This is a genomic window from Sphingomonas sp., assembly GCF_026460985.1.
Lineage (GTDB): Bacteria > Pseudomonadota > Alphaproteobacteria > Sphingomonadales > Sphingomonadaceae > Sphingomonas.
In genome coordinates this window covers 1-20,229 of sequence record NZ_JAPKNM010000038.1, presented here as the reverse complement: position 1 = coordinate 20,229, position 20,229 = coordinate 1, and the positions used below count along the sequence as shown (strand labels likewise).

Annotated in this window: 15 protein-coding genes and 1 pseudogene; 8 read left to right on the top strand and 8 right to left on the bottom strand. The window is 66.6% G+C overall.

The window, feature by feature from the left end:
• Together MT490_RS06815 and MT490_RS06810 are read right to left on the bottom strand one after the other, a co-directional pair.
• Window positions 1-214: pseudogene (locus tag MT490_RS06815) on the bottom strand (5-aminolevulinate synthase); the annotation flags it as partial.
• A 129-nt stretch (window positions 215-343) separates the two neighbouring features.
• Window positions 344-997, bottom strand: a complete 654-nt coding sequence (locus MT490_RS06810; RefSeq protein WP_297385461.1) for an OmpW family outer membrane protein — start codon at window positions 995-997, stop codon at window positions 344-346.
• A gap of 111 nt (window positions 998-1,108) precedes the next feature.
• Here MT490_RS06810 and MT490_RS06805 point away from each other — a divergent pair, with 111 nt between their 5' ends.
• Window positions 1,109-1,552: a potassium channel family protein gene (locus MT490_RS06805; RefSeq protein ID WP_297385459.1), complete on the top strand. Its 444-nt coding sequence runs from the start codon at window positions 1,109-1,111 to the stop codon at window positions 1,550-1,552.
• An 84-nt stretch (window positions 1,553-1,636) separates the two neighbouring features.
• Here MT490_RS06805 and fixJ read toward each other — a convergent pair whose 3' ends face one another.
• From fixJ to MT490_RS06780, 5 genes are all read right to left on the bottom strand, one after another.
• Window positions 1,637-2,260 carry a response regulator FixJ gene (gene fixJ, locus MT490_RS06800; RefSeq protein WP_297385457.1) on the bottom strand — a complete coding sequence of 208 codons (624 nt, stop codon included), beginning with the start codon at window positions 2,258-2,260 and terminating at the stop codon, window positions 1,637-1,639.
• Window positions 2,257-4,131 carry a PAS domain-containing sensor histidine kinase gene (locus MT490_RS06795; RefSeq protein ID WP_297385456.1) on the bottom strand — a complete coding sequence of 625 codons (1,875 nt, stop codon included), beginning with the start codon at window positions 4,129-4,131 and terminating at the stop codon, window positions 2,257-2,259. The genes fixJ and MT490_RS06795 overlap by 4 nt, the downstream gene beginning before the upstream one ends.
• A gap of 93 nt (window positions 4,132-4,224) precedes the next feature.
• Window positions 4,225-4,605: a response regulator gene (locus MT490_RS06790; RefSeq protein WP_297385454.1), complete on the bottom strand. Its 381-nt coding sequence runs from the start codon at window positions 4,603-4,605 to the stop codon at window positions 4,225-4,227.
• A gap of 40 nt (window positions 4,606-4,645) precedes the next feature.
• A complete protein-coding gene (locus MT490_RS06785; RefSeq protein WP_297385452.1) occupies window positions 4,646-5,326 on the bottom strand; it encodes an NAD(P)H-dependent oxidoreductase in 681 nt (226 codons plus the stop codon).
• Complete coding sequence (locus MT490_RS06780; RefSeq protein WP_297385451.1) at window positions 5,323-5,460, bottom strand: hypothetical protein; 138 nt, start codon at window positions 5,458-5,460, stop codon at window positions 5,323-5,325. Before MT490_RS06780 ends, MT490_RS06785 begins: the two co-directional genes overlap by 4 nt.
• Window positions 5,461-5,576: 116 nt before the next feature.
• On the opposite strand from MT490_RS06780, the gene MT490_RS06775 reads away from it, so the two are divergent.
• Complete coding sequence (locus MT490_RS06775; protein WP_297385450.1) at window positions 5,577-5,738, top strand: hypothetical protein; 162 nt, start codon at window positions 5,577-5,579, stop codon at window positions 5,736-5,738.
• A 3-nt stretch (window positions 5,739-5,741) separates the two neighbouring features.
• Here MT490_RS06775 and MT490_RS06770 read toward each other — a convergent pair whose 3' ends face one another.
• Window positions 5,742-8,396 carry a bifunctional acetate--CoA ligase family protein/GNAT family N-acetyltransferase gene (locus MT490_RS06770; RefSeq protein WP_297385449.1) on the bottom strand — a complete coding sequence of 885 codons (2,655 nt, stop codon included), beginning with the start codon at window positions 8,394-8,396 and terminating at the stop codon, window positions 5,742-5,744.
• Window positions 8,397-8,527: 131 nt separating this feature from the next.
• Here MT490_RS06770 and MT490_RS06765 point away from each other — a divergent pair, with 131 nt between their 5' ends.
• The 6 genes from MT490_RS06765 to MT490_RS06740 form a co-directional block, all read left to right on the top strand.
• Window positions 8,528-8,737 carry a hypothetical protein gene (locus tag MT490_RS06765; RefSeq protein WP_297385447.1) on the top strand — a complete coding sequence of 70 codons (210 nt, stop codon included), beginning with the start codon at window positions 8,528-8,530 and terminating at the stop codon, window positions 8,735-8,737.
• Window positions 8,721-11,390 (top strand): HAD-IC family P-type ATPase, encoded by a 2,670-nt coding sequence (locus MT490_RS06760; RefSeq protein WP_297385445.1) that lies wholly within the window; start codon window positions 8,721-8,723, stop codon window positions 11,388-11,390. The genes MT490_RS06765 and MT490_RS06760 overlap by 17 nt, the downstream gene beginning before the upstream one ends.
• Before the next feature lie 24 nt (window positions 11,391-11,414).
• Window positions 11,415-12,227, top strand: coding sequence for a universal stress protein (locus MT490_RS06755; RefSeq protein ID WP_297385443.1), 813 nt, complete (start codon window positions 11,415-11,417; stop codon window positions 12,225-12,227).
• 88 nt (window positions 12,228-12,315) lie between these two features.
• Window positions 12,316-13,116, top strand: coding sequence for a universal stress protein (locus tag MT490_RS06750; RefSeq protein ID WP_297385442.1), 801 nt, complete (start codon window positions 12,316-12,318; stop codon window positions 13,114-13,116).
• A 54-nt stretch (window positions 13,117-13,170) separates the two neighbouring features.
• Window positions 13,171-14,127 carry a L,D-transpeptidase gene (locus MT490_RS06745; protein WP_297385441.1) on the top strand — a complete coding sequence of 319 codons (957 nt, stop codon included), beginning with the start codon at window positions 13,171-13,173 and terminating at the stop codon, window positions 14,125-14,127.
• A 323-nt stretch (window positions 14,128-14,450) separates the two neighbouring features.
• The coding region (locus MT490_RS06740; protein WP_297385440.1) for a hypothetical protein at window positions 14,451-20,229 on the top strand (5,779 nt) is incomplete at its 3' end.

Here is a 20,229-nt window from a genome sequence, read left to right as displayed (position 1 = left end):
CCTCCTCCATCGCCGCGATCACCGCGGGATGCTGGCCCATCGCCAGATAGTCGTTCGAGCACCACACCGTGATCGGCTTCGGCCCGTTATGCCCCGCGAAGCAGCGCGCGTTCGGGTAGGCGCCCTTGTTGCGCAATATGTCGATGAACACGCGGTACCGACCCTCGGCGTGCAGTCGGTCCAGCGCGTCCTGGAATAGTTTGTCGTACTGCACCTTGGCCCTCCCGGTTCGTCGCCACCGATAGGAAGCCCGAGGCGGCGGGGTTATTGTGGAGTTCCCGTATGGAGATCGCCTGAGGTCTAACGAGGCGGAGGCGGTGCGCCGCCTCCGCCTCGCCTTGGCTTAGAACCGCATGCCGATCCCGATCGCGGGGACGATCGGGTCGATGTTCACATCGACGCGGTTCACCGCGCCGCCGGTGGTCAGGCGTGCGGTGGTGTCGATGTCGATGTATTTGACGTCGAGGTTGAGGAAGACGCGGGGGCTGAGATCCACGTCGACGCCCGCCTGGAGCGCATAGCCGAAGCTGTCCTTCAGGCGGACATCGGTCCTGCCGATCGCTGCCTCGAGCGAACGGCTCGCATCGGCCGAATAGAAGGTCGTGTAGTTGATCCCCGCGCCGACATAGGGCCGGACGTGCGATTTGGGGGCGAAGTGATATTGCAGCGTCAGCGTCGGCGGCAGCACGCGCGTGCTCGCGACATCGCCGAGCGCGGCGAGCACGCCGCGGCCACTGATGTTGTGCTTGGTGGTGGCGAGGATGAGCTCGGCGCCGATATGATCGGTGATCATATAGGTGAAATCGAGCTCGGGCGCAGCACGGTCCGACACGCCCACCGACCCGGTCGGGAAGCCCGGCGTCACCGGCCCGGAGTCCTCGGTGGGCGAGACGAGGGTCGCGCGCGCCCGGACCAGAACGTCGCCGGCCTCCACCTGGGCCCAGGCGGGGGTTGCGACCGCGGCCGCCAGAACGCTAGCTGCTACGACAAACTTCATGTTGAGCTCCCTGATATTGTTTGGGTGCGCTGCGCCTAGGCGGCGGGGAGAAGGGCGGCTTTACGCATGTTCCCGTATGGGATTTCGCGAATGGACGGCGATGCTGGGGCCATGTCGCTCTTCCCCCAGCTCGCTCTTTCGACCTTGATCACCGGGATCACGATCAGCCTGCATCTCATCGGGCTCGCGGGACTGATGCGGCTGATCCGCGGCCATCGCCGCCGTGCCCCGAGCCCGGACGCAATCCTGCATGATGTTCTGGGGATCGCCGGTGCCGCGTTCGGACTGTTCGTGCTGCACGCCGCGGAGATCTGGCTCTACGCGGCGCTCTACGCCCTCTCGGGAACGCTGGGCAGCTTCGAGGAGGCGCTCTATTTCTCGACCTCGACCTATACGACAATCGGCTATGGCGACGTCGTGCTGCCAAGGGGATGGCGCCTGCTCGGCGCGATCGAGGGCGCGACCGGGCTCATCCTGCTCGGCTGGTCGACGGCGTTCTTCGTCTCGGTAGTCGGCCGGATCCGGATGCTCGAGCTGGACGCCGGGGATCGCTGATCAGGCGGCGGCCATGCCGAGGTTGCGCATGCCCGGAAGACTGTCGGGCATGCGCGAGCCGCTCCATACGTAAAGGCGCGAGGCTCAGGCCTTCTCCGATCCGAGGCCTGCCGCAAACGCGATACGCAGCGCGTCGGAGAGGCTGCGTGCGCCCAGCTTGGTCATCACGTTGGCGCGATGCACTTCGACCGTGCGCGCGGAGATCCCCAGATCGTAGGCGATCGTCTTGTTGGGCAGCCCCTGCGCAAGCCCCTCGAGCACCTCGCGCTCGCGCGGGCTCAGTGCCGCCAGCACCACCGCCGCCTCTTCGGCGCGGCTGCTTGCCTCGCCGCTCGCATCGAGCCGCTCGAAAGCCGACTCGATCGCCGCGAGCAGCACCGTCTTCTCGAAGGGCTTCTCGATGAAGTCGACCGCGCCGGCCTTCATCGCGCGCACCGCGATCGACACGTCGCCATGGCCGGTGAGGATGATGATCGGCATGGTCACGCCGCGCTCGTGGAGCGTACGCTGCACCTCCAGCCCGTCCATTTCGGGCATGCGGACGTCGAGCAGGATGCAGCCCATGTCGACGTGGCGCACTTCCTTCAGGAACGCGACACCCGATGGCCAGGCCTGTACCGAGAAGCCCGAGGTCTTGAGCATGAAGCTTGCGGACCGGCGGACCGAATCCTCGTCGTCGATGATGTGGATCAGCCTTGGCTGGCTCATTCCTCTTCCTCCGGCTTTGCGTGGGGAATGGTAAAGTGAAAAAGCGTGCCGCCCCCCGGTCGCGGCTCCATCCAGATGCGGCCGTCATTCGCCTCGACGATCGTCCGGCAGATCGACAGGCCGAGGCCCATGCCCTCGCTCTTCGAGGTGTTGAAGGCGCTGAACAGGTTCTCGGCGATCCCGGGTGCCACTCCGGATCCGGTATCGGCGACGGTGATCTGCACCATGGTGTTGGGTGCCATGCGCGAGACCACCGACAGCTCGCGCAGCGGCGAAGCTGCCATGGCCTCGATCGCGTTGCGCATGAGGTTGATCAGGACCTGTTGGGTCTGGATCTTGTCGACGAGGACGGGCGTGGCCCGCGGATCGAGGTCGAAGGTTAGCTTCACGCCCTTTTCGCGCGCGCCGATCAGTGCGAGCTTCGAGGCTTCGTCGATCAGCGCGGGCAGGTCGACGACGTTCTTCTCGACCTCGCCCCGGGCGACGAATTCCCGGAGGCGGCGGACGATGTTGCCCGCCCTCAGCGCCTCGTTCTTCGCGTCGTCGAGCGCGTCGCGGATCATCGGCAGGTCGTCGGGGTGCGGCTCGTCGAGCAGGTCGCGCACGCCCTGCACATAGTTGGCGACCGCCGTGATGGGCTGGTTGAGCTCGTGCGCGAGGGTCGAGGCCATGGTGCCCATCGCGCTCACGCGCGCGACATGGATCAGATCTCCGCGCAGCGATTCGATATGCTCTTCGGCCGCCTGCTTTTCGGACAGGTCGCGGATGAAGCCCGTGAAGACGCGCTCGCCGTCGGTAATCGCCTCGCCCACGGCGAGTTCCATCGGGAAGGTGCTGCCGTCGCGGCGTTCGCCGACGACCACGCGGCCGGTGCCGATGATCCGGGGCTGCCCGGTTGCGAGATAGCGTTCGATATAGGCGTCGTGCTGCTCACGGTCGGGCGAGGGCATCAGCAGGCTGACGTTGCGGCCGCGCACCTCTTCCTCCGCGAAGCCGAACAGGCGTTCCGCCGCGGCGCTGAACGAGAGGATCTTGCCCGTGTCGTCGATCACGATCATCGCATCGGGAACGGTGGCGAGGATCGAGCGGAACTGGCTGGCGCTCGCGGAGAGCTGGCGCTCCCACGCACGCTGCTCGGTAACGTCGCGAATGACCTTGCCGAAGCCGCGCAGTGCGCCGGAAGCGTCGTGCAGCGCGGTGATGGTGATGTGGGCGAGGAATTCCGAGCCGTCCTTGCGGACGCGCCAGTCCTCCTCCTCCAGCTTGCCGGCGGCGCGCGCGACATCGAGGTCGCGCGCGGGTTTCCCGTCGGCCTGTGCCGTCGGCGGATAGAAGAGCGCGCTCGACTTGCCGACGACTTCCTGTGCGTTCCAGCCCTTGAGCCGCTCCGCGCTCTTGTTCCAGATCGTCACCCGGCCCTCGGGATCGAGCATGTAGATCGCGTAGCCGGCGATGCCGTCGATCAGCAGGTTGAGCTCGTCGGCGAGTTCCTTCGCTTCGTCGGCGCGCTGTCCGGCGCGCAATTCGCTTTCGGCCGACCGCGAGCGCAGGCGGCTGATATGGCTGGCCGCCCAGATCAGGATTGCCGATGTCGTGAGGAACGCCAGCAGTTCGATCGTGCCGCCCCCGCCACCGAAGCCGTCGATCAGCTGGGCGGCGAGCGCCGCGAGGATCGCCGCCGCGATCGCCGGCAGCGCGCCTCCGAACACGCCGGCGACCACCACCGCGGCCGTGAAAAGCAAGTAATGCGCCCGGCCGGCGAGCAGGGGGTCGAGCGCGAGGCGGACGCCGAGCGCCACGGCGACGGCGAGGACGGCCACTCCGAAACGAAAGACTGCACTTTCAGGACTCTTGCGCCTTGCTCGTTCCATGCCCGCCCCGGACGCGCTCGGGACCACGCGAGACTTCGGCTCGCGCTCGCGCGTATCTCGCGCCGCATACCATTGCCGAACCGACATGTCAGTCTATGCCGCGACGAGCGAGCTCAGCAGATCCTGGTGCCGCAGCGGCTTCTCGATCACGGTGGCATAGCCGGCCGATTGCGCGTTCCTCGACAATTGCTCGGAGGGAAAGGCGGTGACCAGGACCGCGCGCCCCGCCCAGCCGCGCCCCCGCAGCCCCGCGAGCAAGGCGATGCCGTCCCCGTCGGGCAGGCGATAGTCGGCGACCAGCAGCGCCGCCTCGTTGCAGGTCGGGTCGGCGATGGCCGAGGCCGCCGCCGAGAAGGCGCGGACCCGATAGCCCCGTCCGGTCAGGAACAGCTGCAGCGACCGACGCACGCTGTCCTCGTCCTCGACGAGAAGGACGAGCGGTCGAAGATCATGCGCTTCGGAAGGGGAACTCACAAATTCTGCCTCATGGTTGGAGATGGACGATGCGTGACGATCAAACGCAGCGCCGGATCGCGCGTGACTGGTGGGCGCGCTTCTCGCACAGGAGTTCGGCTGCGACCGCCCGGGCGCACTCGCGCACCGCTGACAGGCACTCGTCCACCACGCGCCGATTCACGCCGGGCATTATCGCATCGAAATGGGTGTGTCCGGCGTCGCGCAGGCCGAAGATGTTCCGGAGATAGGTCTCGAACGCCTGGCGCAGCGCGATCCACTGGCCCTTTTCCTCGAGCCACGGCCGGGTCGACGCGGAAGAAGTGAAGAGCATCAGCCGCTTGCCGCCAAGCGCCGAATGCGTGTCGACGTCCATGATCGTCCTCGCATCGAAGCTGGCGCCGAACACGCGATCGATATAGCCCTTGATGATCGCCGGGGGCATGCCGAACCAGATCGGGTAGACAAATGTGATCACGTCGGCGCTGCGGAGCAGCTCGATGTCTCGAGCGAGGTCCGCTGGCGCCGCGAGGCGGGCATCTCGGGACCTCTCGTTCGCTGCAAGGCGTGGGTCGAAGCCGAGCGCGTAGAGATCGCGCAACGCGACGTGCTGCCCGAGCGCCTTGATTTCCGCGCAATAAGCGTCGGCGACGGTCGCGCAGAAGCTCCCTGGATCGGGATGGCCCAGGATCACCAGGTGGCTGGGCTGGGTGAATTGCTCCGAATGGCTGTGCGCGTTCATCCTGCATGTCCTGCAAGTGCACCGATCAATGCGATCAGCAGCGTGACGGACAAGCCCGAGCTGCCGATCAGCAGGCGCAGTCTGCGCTCCGCGGTCTTCGACTCAGCCTGGGCAGATATCGGGATGGTGATCATCTTCGGCCTCCGGGCTTGTCGGGCCATTCTCGTCACCCGCTGCGCCCGCCGACATTGGGATGTTTACGGAGCGCATCCGGAACGTTGCGTAGTGCGCCGGGAAGGCGAGGAGCGTCATGTCGACGCAGGAGGCCGACATGACGAATGTGCTCGCAAGGCCCCGGGTGGCCCGGGCGGTGACGCTGCTGGTGCTGGCGCTGCCGGTCGCTCTGGTCGCGTCGATCGGGTTTCCGGCGGTTGCCGACCTGTGGGTGACGATCCTGGCGTGGATGCAGTAGCGTTCACGCCAGCTCCTTGCGGGCGATGACCTCCGAAGGACTCTCGTCGCACGGCAGGGTGCGGAAGCCGAACTCGCGCTCGAGTGTGATCGCGGCGTGATTTTCCCGGCTCTCGAGCGATTCGAGTGCCCGGATGCCTTCGCTCCGAGCGTAATGGAGCAGGTGATCGGTGAGCGTCCAGCTGATCCCTTTGCCCTTCCACGCCCGATGGACCGAAATCGCGAACTCGGCGCGCGACTTGTCTCCGGCTGCCGCCAGCATCGCCGTCGCGACCAGCGTCCCATCCTCGGCGAAGGCGAGGAAGTTGATCGTCCGCCGATAGTCGACCTGCGTCATCGCGGCGAGGCGTTCGTGCCCCACTTCATGCACGGCGCTGAGGAAGCGGAAGCGCTTGTCCTCGTCGGAGACGTTCTGGAAGAATGCCGCGAGCACCCATTCGTCGCTTGGCAGCACAGGTCGGACGTGCAGCTTCACGCCACTGCGCGTCATGAGGTCTGCGCTCCATTGCGTCGGAACGGCGCGCAGTACCATCCGGGATTGGACCGGCTGCGGAGTGATGCGAATCCGCGCGTCGAGCGCGACTGCACCTTTCGGGCCCACCAGCAGCGGATTGATGTCGAGCTCGACGATGTCGGGCAGCTCGGCGCAAAGGGCCGAAAGCGCCTGGAGCACGGTCGCCACGGCACCGCTGTCGGCCGCATCGCGGCCCCGATGCGCGGCAAGCAGCCGCGCGATGCGGGTCCGGTCCAGCATGTCGCGCGCCAGCACGTCGTCGAGCGGAGGCAAGCCGAGCACGCGATCGCCGATCAACTCGACATCGACGCCGCCGGCGCCGACCGCGATCACCGGGCCGAACTGGGCGTCGTCCGCGATGCCCACCAGCAGTTCGCGGCAGCCGGAGGTGTCGACCATTTCCCCGATTTCGAAGCCGGCGATCGACGCATCGGGCATGACCTCCCGGATCTTCTCGCGGATCGCCAGCGCCGCCTCGGTTGCCGCTTCGGCGTCGGGTAGCCCGAGAATGACACCGCCGATGTCGGATTTGTGCGTGATCGTCGGGCTCACGACTTTCACGGCATAAGGCGGGGCCAGCGCGCCGCAGGCATCGGCGACCGCCGCGACATCGGGCGCGAAGCGCGACGGCGTCACCGGAACTCCGAAGGCAACGAGCACCGCCTTTGCCTCGGGCGCGGTGAGCAAGGCGCGCCCGTCGCGTCGCGCCGTTTCGATCACGGCCATGGCCGCAGGGGTGGCGCCATCCGGAGCAGATGGTTGTGCGGGAGTGCGCAGCAACGCGGTGCGCGCGTCATCGGCTGCGATCAGATAGCCGAAGCCGCGTACAGCATCGTCGAGATTGTCGAACACCGGCGTCTTCGTATCCGCGAAGATTGCGCGCGCCGCGTCCGCATTGCCCGCGCCCAGCCAGCAGGCGAGCAGCGGCTTGCTCCTCAGGATGCTGGAATTCCGTTGCTGCTCGACGATCGCCTCCGCGATTTCGGCGCCCGAAGCAAGCGCCGTGGGGCAGTGGATCACGAGTACGGCATCGACGCCGGGATCATGCGAAGCCGCCCGCACGGCGGCGGCGAAGCGCTCGGCATGCGCATCGCCGATCACGTCGATCGGGTTGGCGCGCGACCAGCCCGTGGGCAAGGCCGCGTCCAGCAAGGTCAGCGTCTCGGGCGCCAGCCGGGCCAGCTTGCCGCCGGTGGCGGCGAGCTGGTCCACCGCAAGGATGCCGGGCCCGCCGCCATTGCTGATGATCGCGAGCCGCCGGCCTCTGCGGGGAACGGGGTTGGCGAGCACCTGGGCGGCGTCGAACAGGTCAGTGAGGCTCTCGACGGCGACCATGCCGGCACGGCGGAAGGCTGCCTGATGCACGTCCCAGGCGCCGGCCAGCGCGGCGGTGTGCGATATCGCCGCGGCCGCGGCGGCGCTCGATCGACCCGCCTTGAGCACGATTACCGGCTTGGTGCGTGCCGCGACACGTGCTGCCGCCATGAACTTCGCGGGCTCGGTGATCCCTTCGACATAGAGCGCGATGGCATTGGTTGCCGGATCCGCGGCGAACAGGTCGATCAGATCGCCCAGGTCGACATCGGCCATGTCGCCGACCGAGACGATCCCGGAGAAGCCCACCCGGCGATCCTGCGCCCAGTCGATCATCGACGTGACCAGCGCGCCGCTCTGCGAGACGAGCGCAAGCCCGCCCGGCTGCGCGTTGCGATGCGCGAAAGTCGCATTCAGCTTCGCGTGGGGCAGCAGGACGCCGAGGCAGTTGGGCCCGACCACGCGCAGCAGATGCGGTCGCGCCGCGTCGAGCATCCGCTGGCGCAATACCGGATCGTGGAAGCCGGCTGAGAGGATCACTGCGAGGCGCGTACCCTTGGCGCCGAGCTGCGACAGAATCTCCGGCACGGTCGCGGCCGGCGTGACGATGATCGCAAGGTCGGGCGCCATCGGCAGATCCTCGACCGAGGCGACCCACCATTCGTCCTCAAGCTCGACCTGCTTCGGATTTACGGCGAAGATCGCCCCTTCGAACCCGGAATCGATGATATTCTCGAGCACGGGCTGTCCCAGCGCCCCGGCGCGCGACGAGGCGCCGATCACGGCGACGCTGCGGGGATGGAGAAGCCGTTCCAGGTTGCGAACAGACATGGCGCATTCCTTTGCGGTTTGTTCCGCGCCGGTCTGGCGTGTCGATTCCGCGCTGCCGATTAGGGATTCTCCCAATTCGGTGCCCCCGGCCCGGGGCCTAGATGGTTGCTTGCCGGATCGAGGAGGTGACGATGGCGACGGAGCGTGACGCTGCGGTGACGGACGCTTGGGTCGAGGCGGCGGAGTGGGCCGCCTTGTGGCCGGTATCGGTCTTCACGGCATGGGTGCTGATCGATTGTCCGGCAGGGCGGCCGCATCGTCGCGCGCACAAGCGCCGCCATCACGACCTGGCCGTACCCGAACCGATCGAGAGAGCGGGCGAGCATGACCTCTTCGCCTGACGGCGAAGGCGCGATTGCCGATGAACGGCCCGGTCGCCTGATCCAAGACGGGCAGCATTGGCATGCTCTCTCTCCGGATGACTGTCTGGCGGCGCTGGCCGCCGCGCGCGAGGGGCTGACCGGGGCCGAGGTATCCGCGCGACGCGAGCGATGGGGAACGAATGCGCTGCCGGGCGGGCGTCTGCCCGGTTTCGCCACCCTGTTCCTCCGTCAGTTTCGCAGCCCGCTCATTTACCTTCTGCTCGCCGCGGCGATCACCTCGGCCGCCATTGGCCATGTGCGGGACGCCGGCTTCATCGCGGTGGTGCTCGTCCTCAACGCCTGTATCGGCGCCGTGCAGGAGCGCAGGGCGGCGGCGAGCACCGAGGCGCTGCGCAAGCTCGTTCGGCAGACCGCGACAGTTCGGCGCGCCAACGGAACGCAGCTGATCGATGCAGTCGACGTCGTCCCCGGAGACATTGTGGTCATCGAGACCGGGGCTGCGGTTCCCGCGGACCTCCGGTTGCTCGCGGCCGCCAATCTTTCGGCCAACGAGGCGTCGCTCACGGGCGAAGCCCTGCCGGTGGAGAAGTCGGTCGACGCCGCTTGTCCGGTCGAGACCGGTGTGGCCGACCGCAGGACCATGCTGCATGCCGGTTCGGTCGTCGCGAGCGGTCGCGGCGAGGCGGTGGTCGTGGCCACAGGCGTTCACACCCAGCTTGGGCGGATTGCGGAGACGCTGCGGCTGACCGCTCCCACGCCTCCACCCTTGATCGCCTATCTGCATCGGCTTTCGCGGCAGATTGCGCTGGCTGTGATCGTCCTCGTCGCAGTGCTTTCGGTCGCGCTTCTCCTGCGTGGCGCCGCTGCGCAGGAAGTGTTCCTGCTGGCAGTGGCGCTCGCCGTCTCTGCGATTCCCGAAGGCTTGCCCGTGGCGGTGACGGTCGCGCTGTCGACGGCTGCATCGCGCATGGCGCGCCGCAACGTGATCGTCCGCGACTTGCCGGCGGTGGAGGGACTCGGCGCCTGCACGCTGATCGCGACCGACAAGACCGGTACCCTCACGATGAACCTGCTGAGCGTCGAGGCGATCGTCGTGCCGGCATCAGGACGGGTCGATCGCCCCAGCTGGAGTGCCGCGCGGGGCGATCCGCAGATCGGGGAAGTCGCGATCGCCGCGGCGGTCTGCAACGAAGCGATCCGCGATGCGCACGGGGAGCCGATGGGCGACAGCGTCGACGTCGCACTGTTGCGAATGGCGGAAGCTCTTGGCGCGGACGCGAGCGAAGCGAACCGGATCGCGCTCTTCGCCTATGAGCCGGAGAACCGCTTCGCCAGCGTCGCCGTGCGGATGCGCGATGCCACGATCGTATATGCGAAAGGCGCGGTGGAGACGGTGTCGGCGATGTGCATGCCGCCGCCTGAGGTCCTGATCGAGGAAGCGCAGGCGCTCGCCCGCCAGGGCTTTCGCGTGCTGGCATTGGCGCGGGGCGGATGCGCCGATTCGGCCACGCTAGACCTCGCAGCGCCTTGCGGTCTCGAGATGATCGGCATCGTGGGCCTCATCGATCCGCTCAGGCCGGAGGCTGCGGCCGCTATCCGCCAGTGCAAGGCGGCGGGAATCGAAGTACGGATGATCACCGGCGATCATCCCGCGACCGCGCTGACGATCGCGCGCGCGTTGGGGATCGCCTCCGGCGACGAGGACGTGGTCACCGGCGCGCGGCTGGCGAACTGCTCCGACGCGGAGCGTGCTGCGCTAATCCTGGCCGCGCGCGTCTTCGCCCGGATCGATCCCTTGCAGAAGCTCGAGGTGGTCCGGAGGCTGCGGCAGGGCGGCCATGTCGTTGCCGTGACCGGCGACGGCGTGAACGACGCGCCGGCCCTGCAGGCCGCGCAGGTGGGCGTGGCGATGGGCCAGGCCGGCACCGACGCCGCACGCGGCGCGGCCGATCTCGTCCTTGCCGACGACAATTTCGCCTCGATCGTCGCCGGCGTGGAGGAGGGCAGGGTCACTTTCGCAAACCTGCGGAAGGTCGTGATTTTCACCCTCGCGACCGGTGTGGCCGAGATCGGCATGTTCCTGGGTGCCGTCATGCTCGGATTGCAGATGCCGCTGACTGCGGTCCAGCTCCTGTGGAGCAATATCGTCACCAACGGCGTCCAGGACGTCGCGCTCGGCTTCGGTAAGGGGGAAGGCGATGAGCTGACGCGCCCCGCGCGGAAAAGAGCCGCGCTGATCGACGGTCGCGCGCTGGCGCTGATGGTTCCGACCGCGATGGTGACGGCAATCATGGCGCTGGCGATCTTCGCGGATATGACGAGTCGAGGTTACCCGACGGCCGAGGCTCGCAACGCCGCGCTGCTGGCCACCGTCCTGTTCCAGAATGTCTTCGCGCTGTCCGTACGGAGCGAACGTCCGATCTGGCGCACGCCGACTGCATCCAATCCATGGCTGCTGGCCGCAGTGGCGGCGGCAACGCTGATCCATCTGGCCGCCCTGACGGCACCACCGCTGACCCGCGTCCTCGGGACCACGCTTCCGGACACGCGCACGGCAATGCTGTGCCTCTTCAGCACCGCACTGGTCCTCGTCGTCTCGGAGGTCGCGAAGGCATTGCTTCGTGGCGGTAAGGGGAATTCCCAACTGCGCGGATCGATCAAAGGCGCATGATTCGGGCGTCCGAAGGAGGCGCTCATGATCCGCGATGCCCTTGCAATCGTCGACAATGCGGGCTCGGCCGCGCCGTTCATCTCTCGCGTGCTCGCATTCGCGGAAGAGCGGCAGGCACAGGCTGAGATCGCCGTGCTCACGCCCAGCCCCTATTTTGCCGAGGCGCTGCTGCCGCTCGGCGGCATGTACGTTCCCGAAGACGTGCTCGCACGGGACGACAGATCGAAGGTGGACGCCATCGCCGCGCTGGTCAAAGAGGCGCATTCCAAAGCGTCGGTTTTCGGCCTTCACGACGACGTGGCGTGGCTCGCGGGCGACGTGCGCCGCAGCCGGCAAGTCGCCGATCTGATCCTGATCGGCGGTCCGGAAGAATGGGAGACGCTGTGGCTGCGGCGACGCGTTCTGGAGACGTCGATCCTCGCATCCGGGACACCGACGGTGATCCTGGCAGAAGGGAGGAGCCTCGGCGCGGTTCGGCGCGCAGTGCTCGGCTGGAAGCCGTCGGCCGAGGCCAATCGGGCGGTCCATGACCTCGTCGCAATCGCGGCCGAGGGCGCACGCGTGGACGTCGTCGTCGTCGATCAGGAGCTTCGAGCGGACGGCGGCGACGAGGTTTGCCGTCACCTTGATCGCCACGGGCTCGGGCCCGTCCTGCATCGGCTGGAAGCGGAAGGGATGCACGAGGCCGATGTGATTCAGGGCTTCGCCCTTCGCGGCGCCGCCGACCTGCTCGTCATCGGTGGTTTTGGGCATTCGCGCTTTCGCGAGGTCTGCTTCGGGGGAGTCACGCGCTATCTCGTCGATCATGCGCAGGTCCCGGTAATGCTGAGCCATTGAGCGGCCGTTCGACTACGGACAATTGCGAATAGGGACGCCGGTCCCCCCCTCCTAGCCTTGCGCCATCCCTTTCACGACGGAGGCGACGATGAAGAACATCCTGGTGCTGATGCATGACGACATGGGTCAGGAAGCGCGCTTTCAGGCTGCCCTTGATCTTGCCCGCGCGCTCGACGGTCACCTCACCTGCATCGATGTCGCGGTGACGCCGGTTTCGGTCCCCGACTATGCGACCTTGGGAGGCTCTGCCCTGCTGCTCGGCGACGAGCAGGAAAATGAAGCCGAGAACCGCGCCCGCATGGAGGCGCGCCTGAAAGTGGAGGGCGTCGCCTATGACTGGATCCAGACCACCGGCTATCTGAGCCCCAGCGTCCGCGAGGCCGCCGGGCTCGCCGACCTGATCGTGCTCAATCGCGGCATCAAGGACGCCTATCCCGACATGGACGAAGTCGCTTCGGAGGTGCTGCTCAAATCGGGCCGGCCGATCGTCGCGGTGCCCCACGAAAGCCGCGGCTTCGATGCATTCGGGCATGCCCTTGTCGCTTGGGACGGCTCGGCCGAGGCCCAGGCCGCGCTGCGGGCGGCGGTACCGCTGTTGCAGCACGCGTCGAGGGTGACGATCGTCGAATGCGAGGACGGCTCGGTCAAGACTCCGGCGGAGGAGGCCGCGGCCTATCTCTCGCGGCACGACATCAAGGCCATCGTGTGGAGAGCCCGTGCAGATATGGATATCCCCAGCACGATCCTGCTCGATCAGATCGAAAAGCAAGATGTCGCCTATATGGTGATGGGCGGCTTCGGCCATAGCCGCTTCGTCGAAGCCGTACTCGGCGGCGTCACGCGCCGGATGCTGCACGAATGCCCGGTGCCGCTGTTCCTTGCCCACTGACCGACAAAGACGGGGGCGCCCATCGGGCGCCTCTGCTTCGCGACAGGGGACTTCATGCTGCCGGTGCGAGCAATGATCCAACGTACCGCGACGATCGCGGCGGCGGCATGCCTGCTCTGCACTCCTTCCGTAGCGGCGCAGCAGGCTGTGGATACCGCGACGGTGATGGAATCGGTCGAGCGGCTCAAGCCGGGCGAGTTTCTCTGGTTTCCGCAGGCGGCCCCGGAAGGTCCCCTGTTCCTGATGGTCAACCTGACGACCCAGCGCGCAGTCCTGTATCGCAATGGCGTGCCGATCGGCATCTCCACGGTTTCAACGGGCCGCTTCGGCTTCAGCACCCCGACGGGCGTCTTCACCATTCTCGAGAAGGATCCAGAGCATTTCTCGAACGTCTACGACAATGCGCCGATGCCCTATATGCAGCGGCTGACCTGGAGTGGCGTGGCGCTGCACGCGGGACAGCTTCCCGGCTATCCCGCGTCGCATGGCTGTATTCGCCTGCCGCTCGAGTTCGCGAAGCGACTGTTCGCGGTAACCCGCCTCGGGATGACGGTGGTCGTCAATCGTGTTGAGACGCTGCCCAGGATCGCGCCCGCGCCGCAAATGTCACCCGCGCAGCCCGGCGACCCAGCCACGGCTTTCGAATGGGCTCCGGAGCGCGCGCCCGACGGTCCTGTTTCAATAGTGGTGAGCGGCGCCGATCGAAAGGTGGTCGTGATCCGGAACGGTCGCGTCATCGGCACTGCAATGGTCGCATTCGAGGAAGCGATCCGGGGGACGCAGATCTACATGCTGCAATCGCAGGCGGGGGACGATCGTCGCTGGCTCCGTTTCGATCTGACCGCCGACGCGCGGGCCGAGCAGGTGCCGGCCTCCGCATTGCGGCGTTTCAACGTCCCGCCCGATTTCAGGCAAGCGGTGGCATCGATCATTGGGCCCGGCACTACGGTGGTGATCACCGCCGACTCACTGACGCAGCAGCGCGCGGTGACGCTTCTCGAAGGCGAATGAGCGCCTGCGGAACCGCCCGCATCCGCCCGACGGGTTCAATCGCCGTCGACCAGTGCCCGAAGCGCCTCGAGCATAGGCAGCCGGCTCGCCAGGATCGCATCGCACCGCTCCTCGGTGGCCAGCCTGGCGGTCGAGGAGATAAGGCAGAGTGCTTGAAGAGTCCTCGAAAGACTCATGGAGAGGCAGAGAACAGCATCGGCAATGGCGCTGGGGCGATCGTTTCTCGGCGAAGGGCCTCCAGAAAATCCTAAACAACCACCCGATTTCCCCGATTTGTTCCACAAGGGGTGTCGGCCCCGCGATTGCATTCTGGGGGTGGGGCGGTGGTAGCGATTTTCACGGGCGCGGGTGCGGGGCTCGAGCGGGGTTCGGGGAATGTGCTCGGTAGCGCGGGATTGCTGGGGTCGGCGGCGGCGGGGCGCGGCGGCGAGCAATTGTTCCTCAACGCGGCGAACGGCAATCTGGTCCTGAGCCGGCAGGATGAGTTCCTGGTGGGGCGAGGGCCCGACATCGCTATCGGCCGCACCTACAACAGCCTGGGCGACCTCTCGGACGAGAATGGCGACAATTGGCGGCTGAGCACCGACCGGAAGGTCTTCGGCCTGACGGGGACAGCCAACGCGGCGGGAAGCAGCGTCAAGCGTCGCTCGGCAGACGGATCCGAAATCACCTACAGCTGGAACGGCACCGCCTATGTCGCGACCGATGGCGACGGGGCCTATGACATGCTCAGCTACGCGTCGGGAAGCTGGACCTGGACCGACGGATCGACGGGGACGATCGAGACCTATTCGGCCTATGGGGCGCTGGACTGGCGCATCGTCCAGCAGCGCGACACCCTCGGCAACACGCTCACCTTCACCTATGCCGGCGACAAGCTCACCCAGATCGCCACCACCGACGGCAGCACGGTTCAATATGGCTGGTCGGGCAACAACCTCGTCAGCATCGTCACCGGCTATACCGATCTCGCCACCAGCAGCGCGCGGACGCTGACCCGCACGCGCTATTCCTATGATGCCTACAACCGGCTGACGACCGTCACCGTCGATCTCAGCCCCGGCGACAACAGCATCGCCGACGGCAAGGTCTACGTCACGAGCTATACCTATCACGGCACCTCGAAGCGCGTCGCGACGCTGGTCCAGACCGACGGGACCAGGCTCGAGTTCGGCTATTCGCTGATCGGCGGCGAGCAGCGCGTCACCTCGGTCAAGCAATGGGTCGACGATACGACCAGCCGAGTGACGCAGCTCGCCTACGACCTCGCGAATCGCACGACGATCGTGACGGATCCGGCGGGAATCGCGACGCGCTTCGTCTACGACACGGCGGGGCGCCTCGTCCGGCTCGAGGAAGCCGCGGCGGTGCAGGGCGGCGCCGAACGGATCAGCCTGTTCGCCTATGACAGCAGCGGCAACGTGACCTGGGCGCGCAGCTATGACGGTGCCGCCAAGCTGGCCTCGGGCACGTTTAGCTCGGCGATCGCCTATCGTTACGATGCGAACGGCAACGTCGCCGAACAGGTCGACGGCGCGCTGAACACCATCACCCGGACCTGGTCGGCGACCAACCGGCTGCTGACCGAGACCCGCTATACGGGCACCGATCCCGACGGGATCAACGGCGCGCTGCCGCCGGGCGCGATGACGACGCGGTTCGTCTACGATTCGGCCGATCGGCTCGTCTACACGGTCTCCGCCGAGGGCCGCGTCACCGCCTATAGCTATATGAACGACACACCCGTGTGGGTGCGCGACTATCCCGCGCACCTCTATGATGTGAGCGGCCTCGCGGCGGGGATTGCGCTCACCATCGCCCAGCTCAACGCCTGGTCCGACGGGATCGCCGACAAGAGCGCGACCCGGCTTCGCCAGAACAGCTACGACGCGCGCGGCAATCTGATCCAGACGATCGACTGGGGCGCCACCAATGCGGACGGCACGCCCTCGACCACGGGCGATTACAAGCTGACGCGCTACGTCTACGACCAGGCCGGCCAGCTGCTCAGCCGGACCGTGGCTGGGATGGGGCAAGAGAGCTGCGTCCATGACGGGCTCGGGCGCCTGATCTCGAGCACCGACGCCAACGGCGCCACGACGCTCACGCTCTATCGCGACGGCGTCAACCAAGTCGACCGCGTCACCATCCCCGCCGGCGGCAATCTCGTCGACCAGAGCGGCTGGCCCGCGGCGGGCGACGGCGCGCGGGGCGCCAATCTGGTCGATCTTTCGGACTGGCCCGAGGAGCAGCGCGGGCCCAATCTACTGGATCTTACCAGCTGGCCGGGCAACCCCGATGCGATCCCGACCGGCCCGGCGACGCTCGCTGGCTGGTCGAACATGTTCGCGGCCGAGACCCAATGGGCGCGCGCGATCGGCCCGGACGGGCTGCCAAACGTGGTGATGCGCACGGGCCAGGCAGATTTGAATCCGCCGGGCGGCGGCAATGCTTCGGGCTTCTTCGCGATCGATCCCACCAAGGCCTATGAATTCTCGATCACCTTCCAGGCGACCGAAGCCAACAAGCACCGCATCTATTTCGGGCTTCAAGGCGATGGCGCCAATGCCCTCGTCCGACAGGCCGCCGGTGGCACTGAGGACGGCAATCCCTATTTCGCCTATCCCCTTCCGGGAGAGGCTCCCGGACTGGTCGCAGGGCGTTGGTACCGGATCGTGGGCTATGTGTTGCCCGAAGGGGCGCAGGCCGTGGCGAATAGTGCGCTCGGCGGCATCTTCGATGTCGAAACCGGCGCAAAGATGCAGGACGTCACCAACTTCCGCTGGAACGAGAACCGCTCAAGCAACAACGCTCAGCTGCGCTTCTTCAACTACTACAATGAAGCCACGCAGGGCTATTATACCAATTTCTACAAACCCGAGGTGCACCAGCTCAACCTGAGCGGCGGCGACACGAGCATGACGGGCTGGGCGAACGACGCCATGCCCTATGTCGGCGAGACGCGCTGGGCGCGGACGACGGGACCTGACGGCCAGCCGGCCTGGGCGATCCAGGCCGGACAGACCAATGCGACGCCGGCCGGCGGCGGCAACCATACCAATGCGATCACGATCGATGGCCGCAAGGCCTATGAATTCACTTACTATTTCAAGAAGGCGAACCTCGCGGCCCACAGCATCTACTTCGGCGTCCAGGACAGTTGGAGCGGTGACGCCTATGCGGTTCAGGCGTGGGACGGCACCGTTGCCAACAACCCGTACTTCTTCCAGGCCGACGCCGCGTGGCAGCAGCAGAACCTGACGGCGGACCGCTGGTACAAGGTGGTCGGCTACGTTTTCGCCGAGGGCACCCAGAACATCAGCTGGAACGATTATGGCGGCGTCTACGACACCGTCACCGGTCAGCGGATCACGGGTGTTAGCAATTTCCGCTGGTACGAGGACCGTCCGTCGGATCAGATCACCGCGCGCTTCTTCGATTTCTATGGCGAGGGCATTCAGGGCTATTCGACCTATTTCTACAAGCCCGAGGTTCGCGCGTTCGAAGGGCCGGGGCCCGCCAAGGCGGGCTATGCGCAGATACCCGGCTGGCAGAATCCCTCCGCGTTCACCGATGAGACCAGCTGGGCCCGCATCACAGGGCCGGACGGCACGCCGGTGCTCGCGATCCAATCGGGCCAGACCGACGCCACCGCCGAAGGCGGCGGTAACTACACCAACAGCGTCACGATAGATTCCACCAGGGCCTATGAGTTCTCGCTCTATTTCCAGGTGAGCGCGACCGACAAGCACCAGATCTATCTCGGGGTTTCCGCGTCCAACCCCGCTTATGTGCTCAACCAGGCGTCGGGAACGGCCGAAACCAATCCCTATTTCACTTTCCTTCGGCCGACGGCGGCGGCCGGCTACCAGCCGGGGCGCTGGTACAAGATCGTCGGCTACGTCCTGCCCCAGGGATCCGCGCTCGGCACGGCCGGACAATATGGCGGCGTCTATGACGTCGAGACTGGCCAGAAGATAGAAGGCGTCGCCAACTTCCAATGGTCGCCGAGCCGACCGAACGACCAGGTCCATCTGCGTTTCTTCAACTTCTACGGCGAGGCGACGCAGGGCAAGTTCACTTATTTCTATGACGCTTCGCTGCGTCCCGTGGACGACTATGTCCAGTCGACGCTCGAAGAAGCGACGCTGGTCCAATCGGAGCGCTACAATCGCGCCGGCGAGCTGCTGAGCCTTGCCGAGAGCGGCAAGAACATCACCGGCGGCACGGCGCTCTACACCTATGACGAGGTCGGCCGGCTGAAGACCGCGACCGATTTCCGCGGCAACAAGCATCACTACGTCTACGACAAGCGTGGCCGCAAGGTCGCCGACGTCGCGGCCGACGGCGCGATCGTCGAATATCGCTACGACGCTGAGGGTCGGCAGATCGCCAGCGTGCGTTACTATAATGCGCTCGGCAGCACGCAGAGGACGCTGCTCGAGCAGGCCAGCGGCACGCTCGACATCGCCGCGATCCGGCCGCTTGCCGCCGCCGGCGCCGATGTCTGGAGCTGGACCGTCTACGACAAGGCCGGCCGCATAGTCGAAGCGATCGAAGGCGACGGCGCGGTCACCGCCTATGAATATGACGGTGCCGGGCGCCTCGTGCGCACGACCGGCTATACCAACAAGCTGACGTCCGCGCAGGTCGCGGCGCTCGTCGCCACGCCCCCGGCATCGATGGTGCTCCCCGCCGCCGACGCGACGCGCGACAGCGTCATGCGCAGCTTCTACGACAAGAGCGGCCTGCTCCTCGCCACGCTCGACGGCGAGGGCTACCTCACGCGCACCGTTTACGACGGCGCCGGCCAGGTGATCGAAACGATTGCGCATGTCACGGCCGCTGCGGCGAGCCTGCGCGTGGCGGGCACGCTCGACCAGCTCGTCGCAAGCGTCGGGAGCGGCGCGAACGACCGGCGCACCCGGTTCGTCTATGACGGTCAGGGCCTGCTGCGCTACGAGATCGACGCGTTCAACCAGGTCACCGAATATGGCTATGTCGAGCCCGGTTCCTATACTTGGGGGGCGGTACGCCAGACGACGCGCTATGCAGGTGCGATCGCGCTGTCGGGCACGCCCACCCTTGCTTCGGTGGCGGCAGCATTGGCGAGCGCCGGCCTGAGCGGCGTTTCGGCCAATCGCACCAGCTTCAACATCTATGACGGCGCCGGGCAGATCGTCTATTCGATCGACGCCTCGGGCGGGGTCACCGGCTTCAGCTATGATGATCTGGGCCGCGTCGTGCGGACCGTGCAATATGCCGATCTGCGACCGACGACTGCGCTGCCGTCGGCTGGCGACATGGATGGCTGGGCCGCGTCGCATGCCGCTGCAAGTGGCAATCGAATCACGCGCAGTATCTATAACGGGCGCGGTGATCTTCTCTACACGATCGATGCGGAAGGCTATGTCGTTGAACGCGGCTACGACGCCGACGGGCGCCTGACCCGGACGCGGCGTTACGACGTCCAGACCAGTATCGCCGAGGGCGCGACCGCAGCCGCCGTGGCGGCAGCGACAGCGGCATCGATATATTCCGAGACACAGACCATCTATGACAGCGTCGGTCGCGTTGCCGACGAATATGACCCGCTCGGCGCGCGCACCACCTATGGCTATCGGGCCAACGGCCAACTGGTCTGGCGCGCCCAGGCCTATGGCACATCCGATCAGGCCGAGACCTTCTACGCCTACAACATGGCAGGCCGGCTCTCGACGCAGATCGACGGCTATGGCTCGACCGAGGCTGCGATGACCAGCTTCACCTATGACGGCCTAGGCAACTTGGTCAGCACGATCGACGCGAACAGCCACCTCACCAGCTGGACCTACGACAAGCTCGGCCGCAAGCTCAGCGAGACCAATTCGGCCGGCGGGGTCACGTCCTACGAGTATAACGCGTTCGACGAGGTGGTCCGCACCATCGACGCGCGGGGCAACTCGAGCTGGAGCTATTACGACAAGCTGGGCCGCGTCGTGGCGACGCGCGACGCGGAGGATTACGTCACCGAGAGCGGCTACACCGCCTTCGGCGAGCTGGCCTCGGTCACGCGGCGCGCGAACAAGGCGATCAATGCCGCGAGCGCGAGCACGCTGCCGG

Coding starts and splice junctions, on each gene's coding strand:
- MT490_RS06810 (WP_297385461.1), bottom strand. CDS start 997: ATGAAGTTTGTCGTAGCAGCTAGCGTTCTGGCGGCCGCGGTCGCAACC.
- MT490_RS06805 (WP_297385459.1), top strand. CDS start 1,109: ATGTCGCTCTTCCCCCAGCTCGCTCTTTCGACCTTGATCACCGGGATC.
- fixJ (WP_297385457.1), bottom strand. CDS start 2,260: ATGAGCCAGCCAAGGCTGATCCACATCATCGACGACGAGGATTCGGTC.
- MT490_RS06795 (WP_297385456.1), bottom strand. CDS start 4,131: ATGGAACGAGCAAGGCGCAAGAGTCCTGAAAGTGCAGTCTTTCGTTTC.
- MT490_RS06785 (WP_297385452.1), bottom strand. CDS start 5,326: ATGAACGCGCACAGCCATTCGGAGCAATTCACCCAGCCCAGCCACCTG.
- MT490_RS06780 (WP_297385451.1), bottom strand. CDS start 5,460: ATGATCACCATCCCGATATCTGCCCAGGCTGAGTCGAAGACCGCGGAG.
- MT490_RS06775 (WP_297385450.1), top strand. CDS start 5,577: ATGTCGACGCAGGAGGCCGACATGACGAATGTGCTCGCAAGGCCCCGG.
- MT490_RS06770 (WP_297385449.1), bottom strand. CDS start 8,396: ATGTCTGTTCGCAACCTGGAACGGCTTCTCCATCCCCGCAGCGTCGCC.
- MT490_RS06765 (WP_297385447.1), top strand. CDS start 8,528: ATGGCGACGGAGCGTGACGCTGCGGTGACGGACGCTTGGGTCGAGGCG.
- MT490_RS06760 (WP_297385445.1), top strand. CDS start 8,721: ATGACCTCTTCGCCTGACGGCGAAGGCGCGATTGCCGATGAACGGCCC.
- MT490_RS06755 (WP_297385443.1), top strand. CDS start 11,415: ATGATCCGCGATGCCCTTGCAATCGTCGACAATGCGGGCTCGGCCGCG.
- MT490_RS06750 (WP_297385442.1), top strand. CDS start 12,316: ATGAAGAACATCCTGGTGCTGATGCATGACGACATGGGTCAGGAAGCG.
- MT490_RS06745 (WP_297385441.1), top strand. CDS start 13,171: ATGCTGCCGGTGCGAGCAATGATCCAACGTACCGCGACGATCGCGGCG.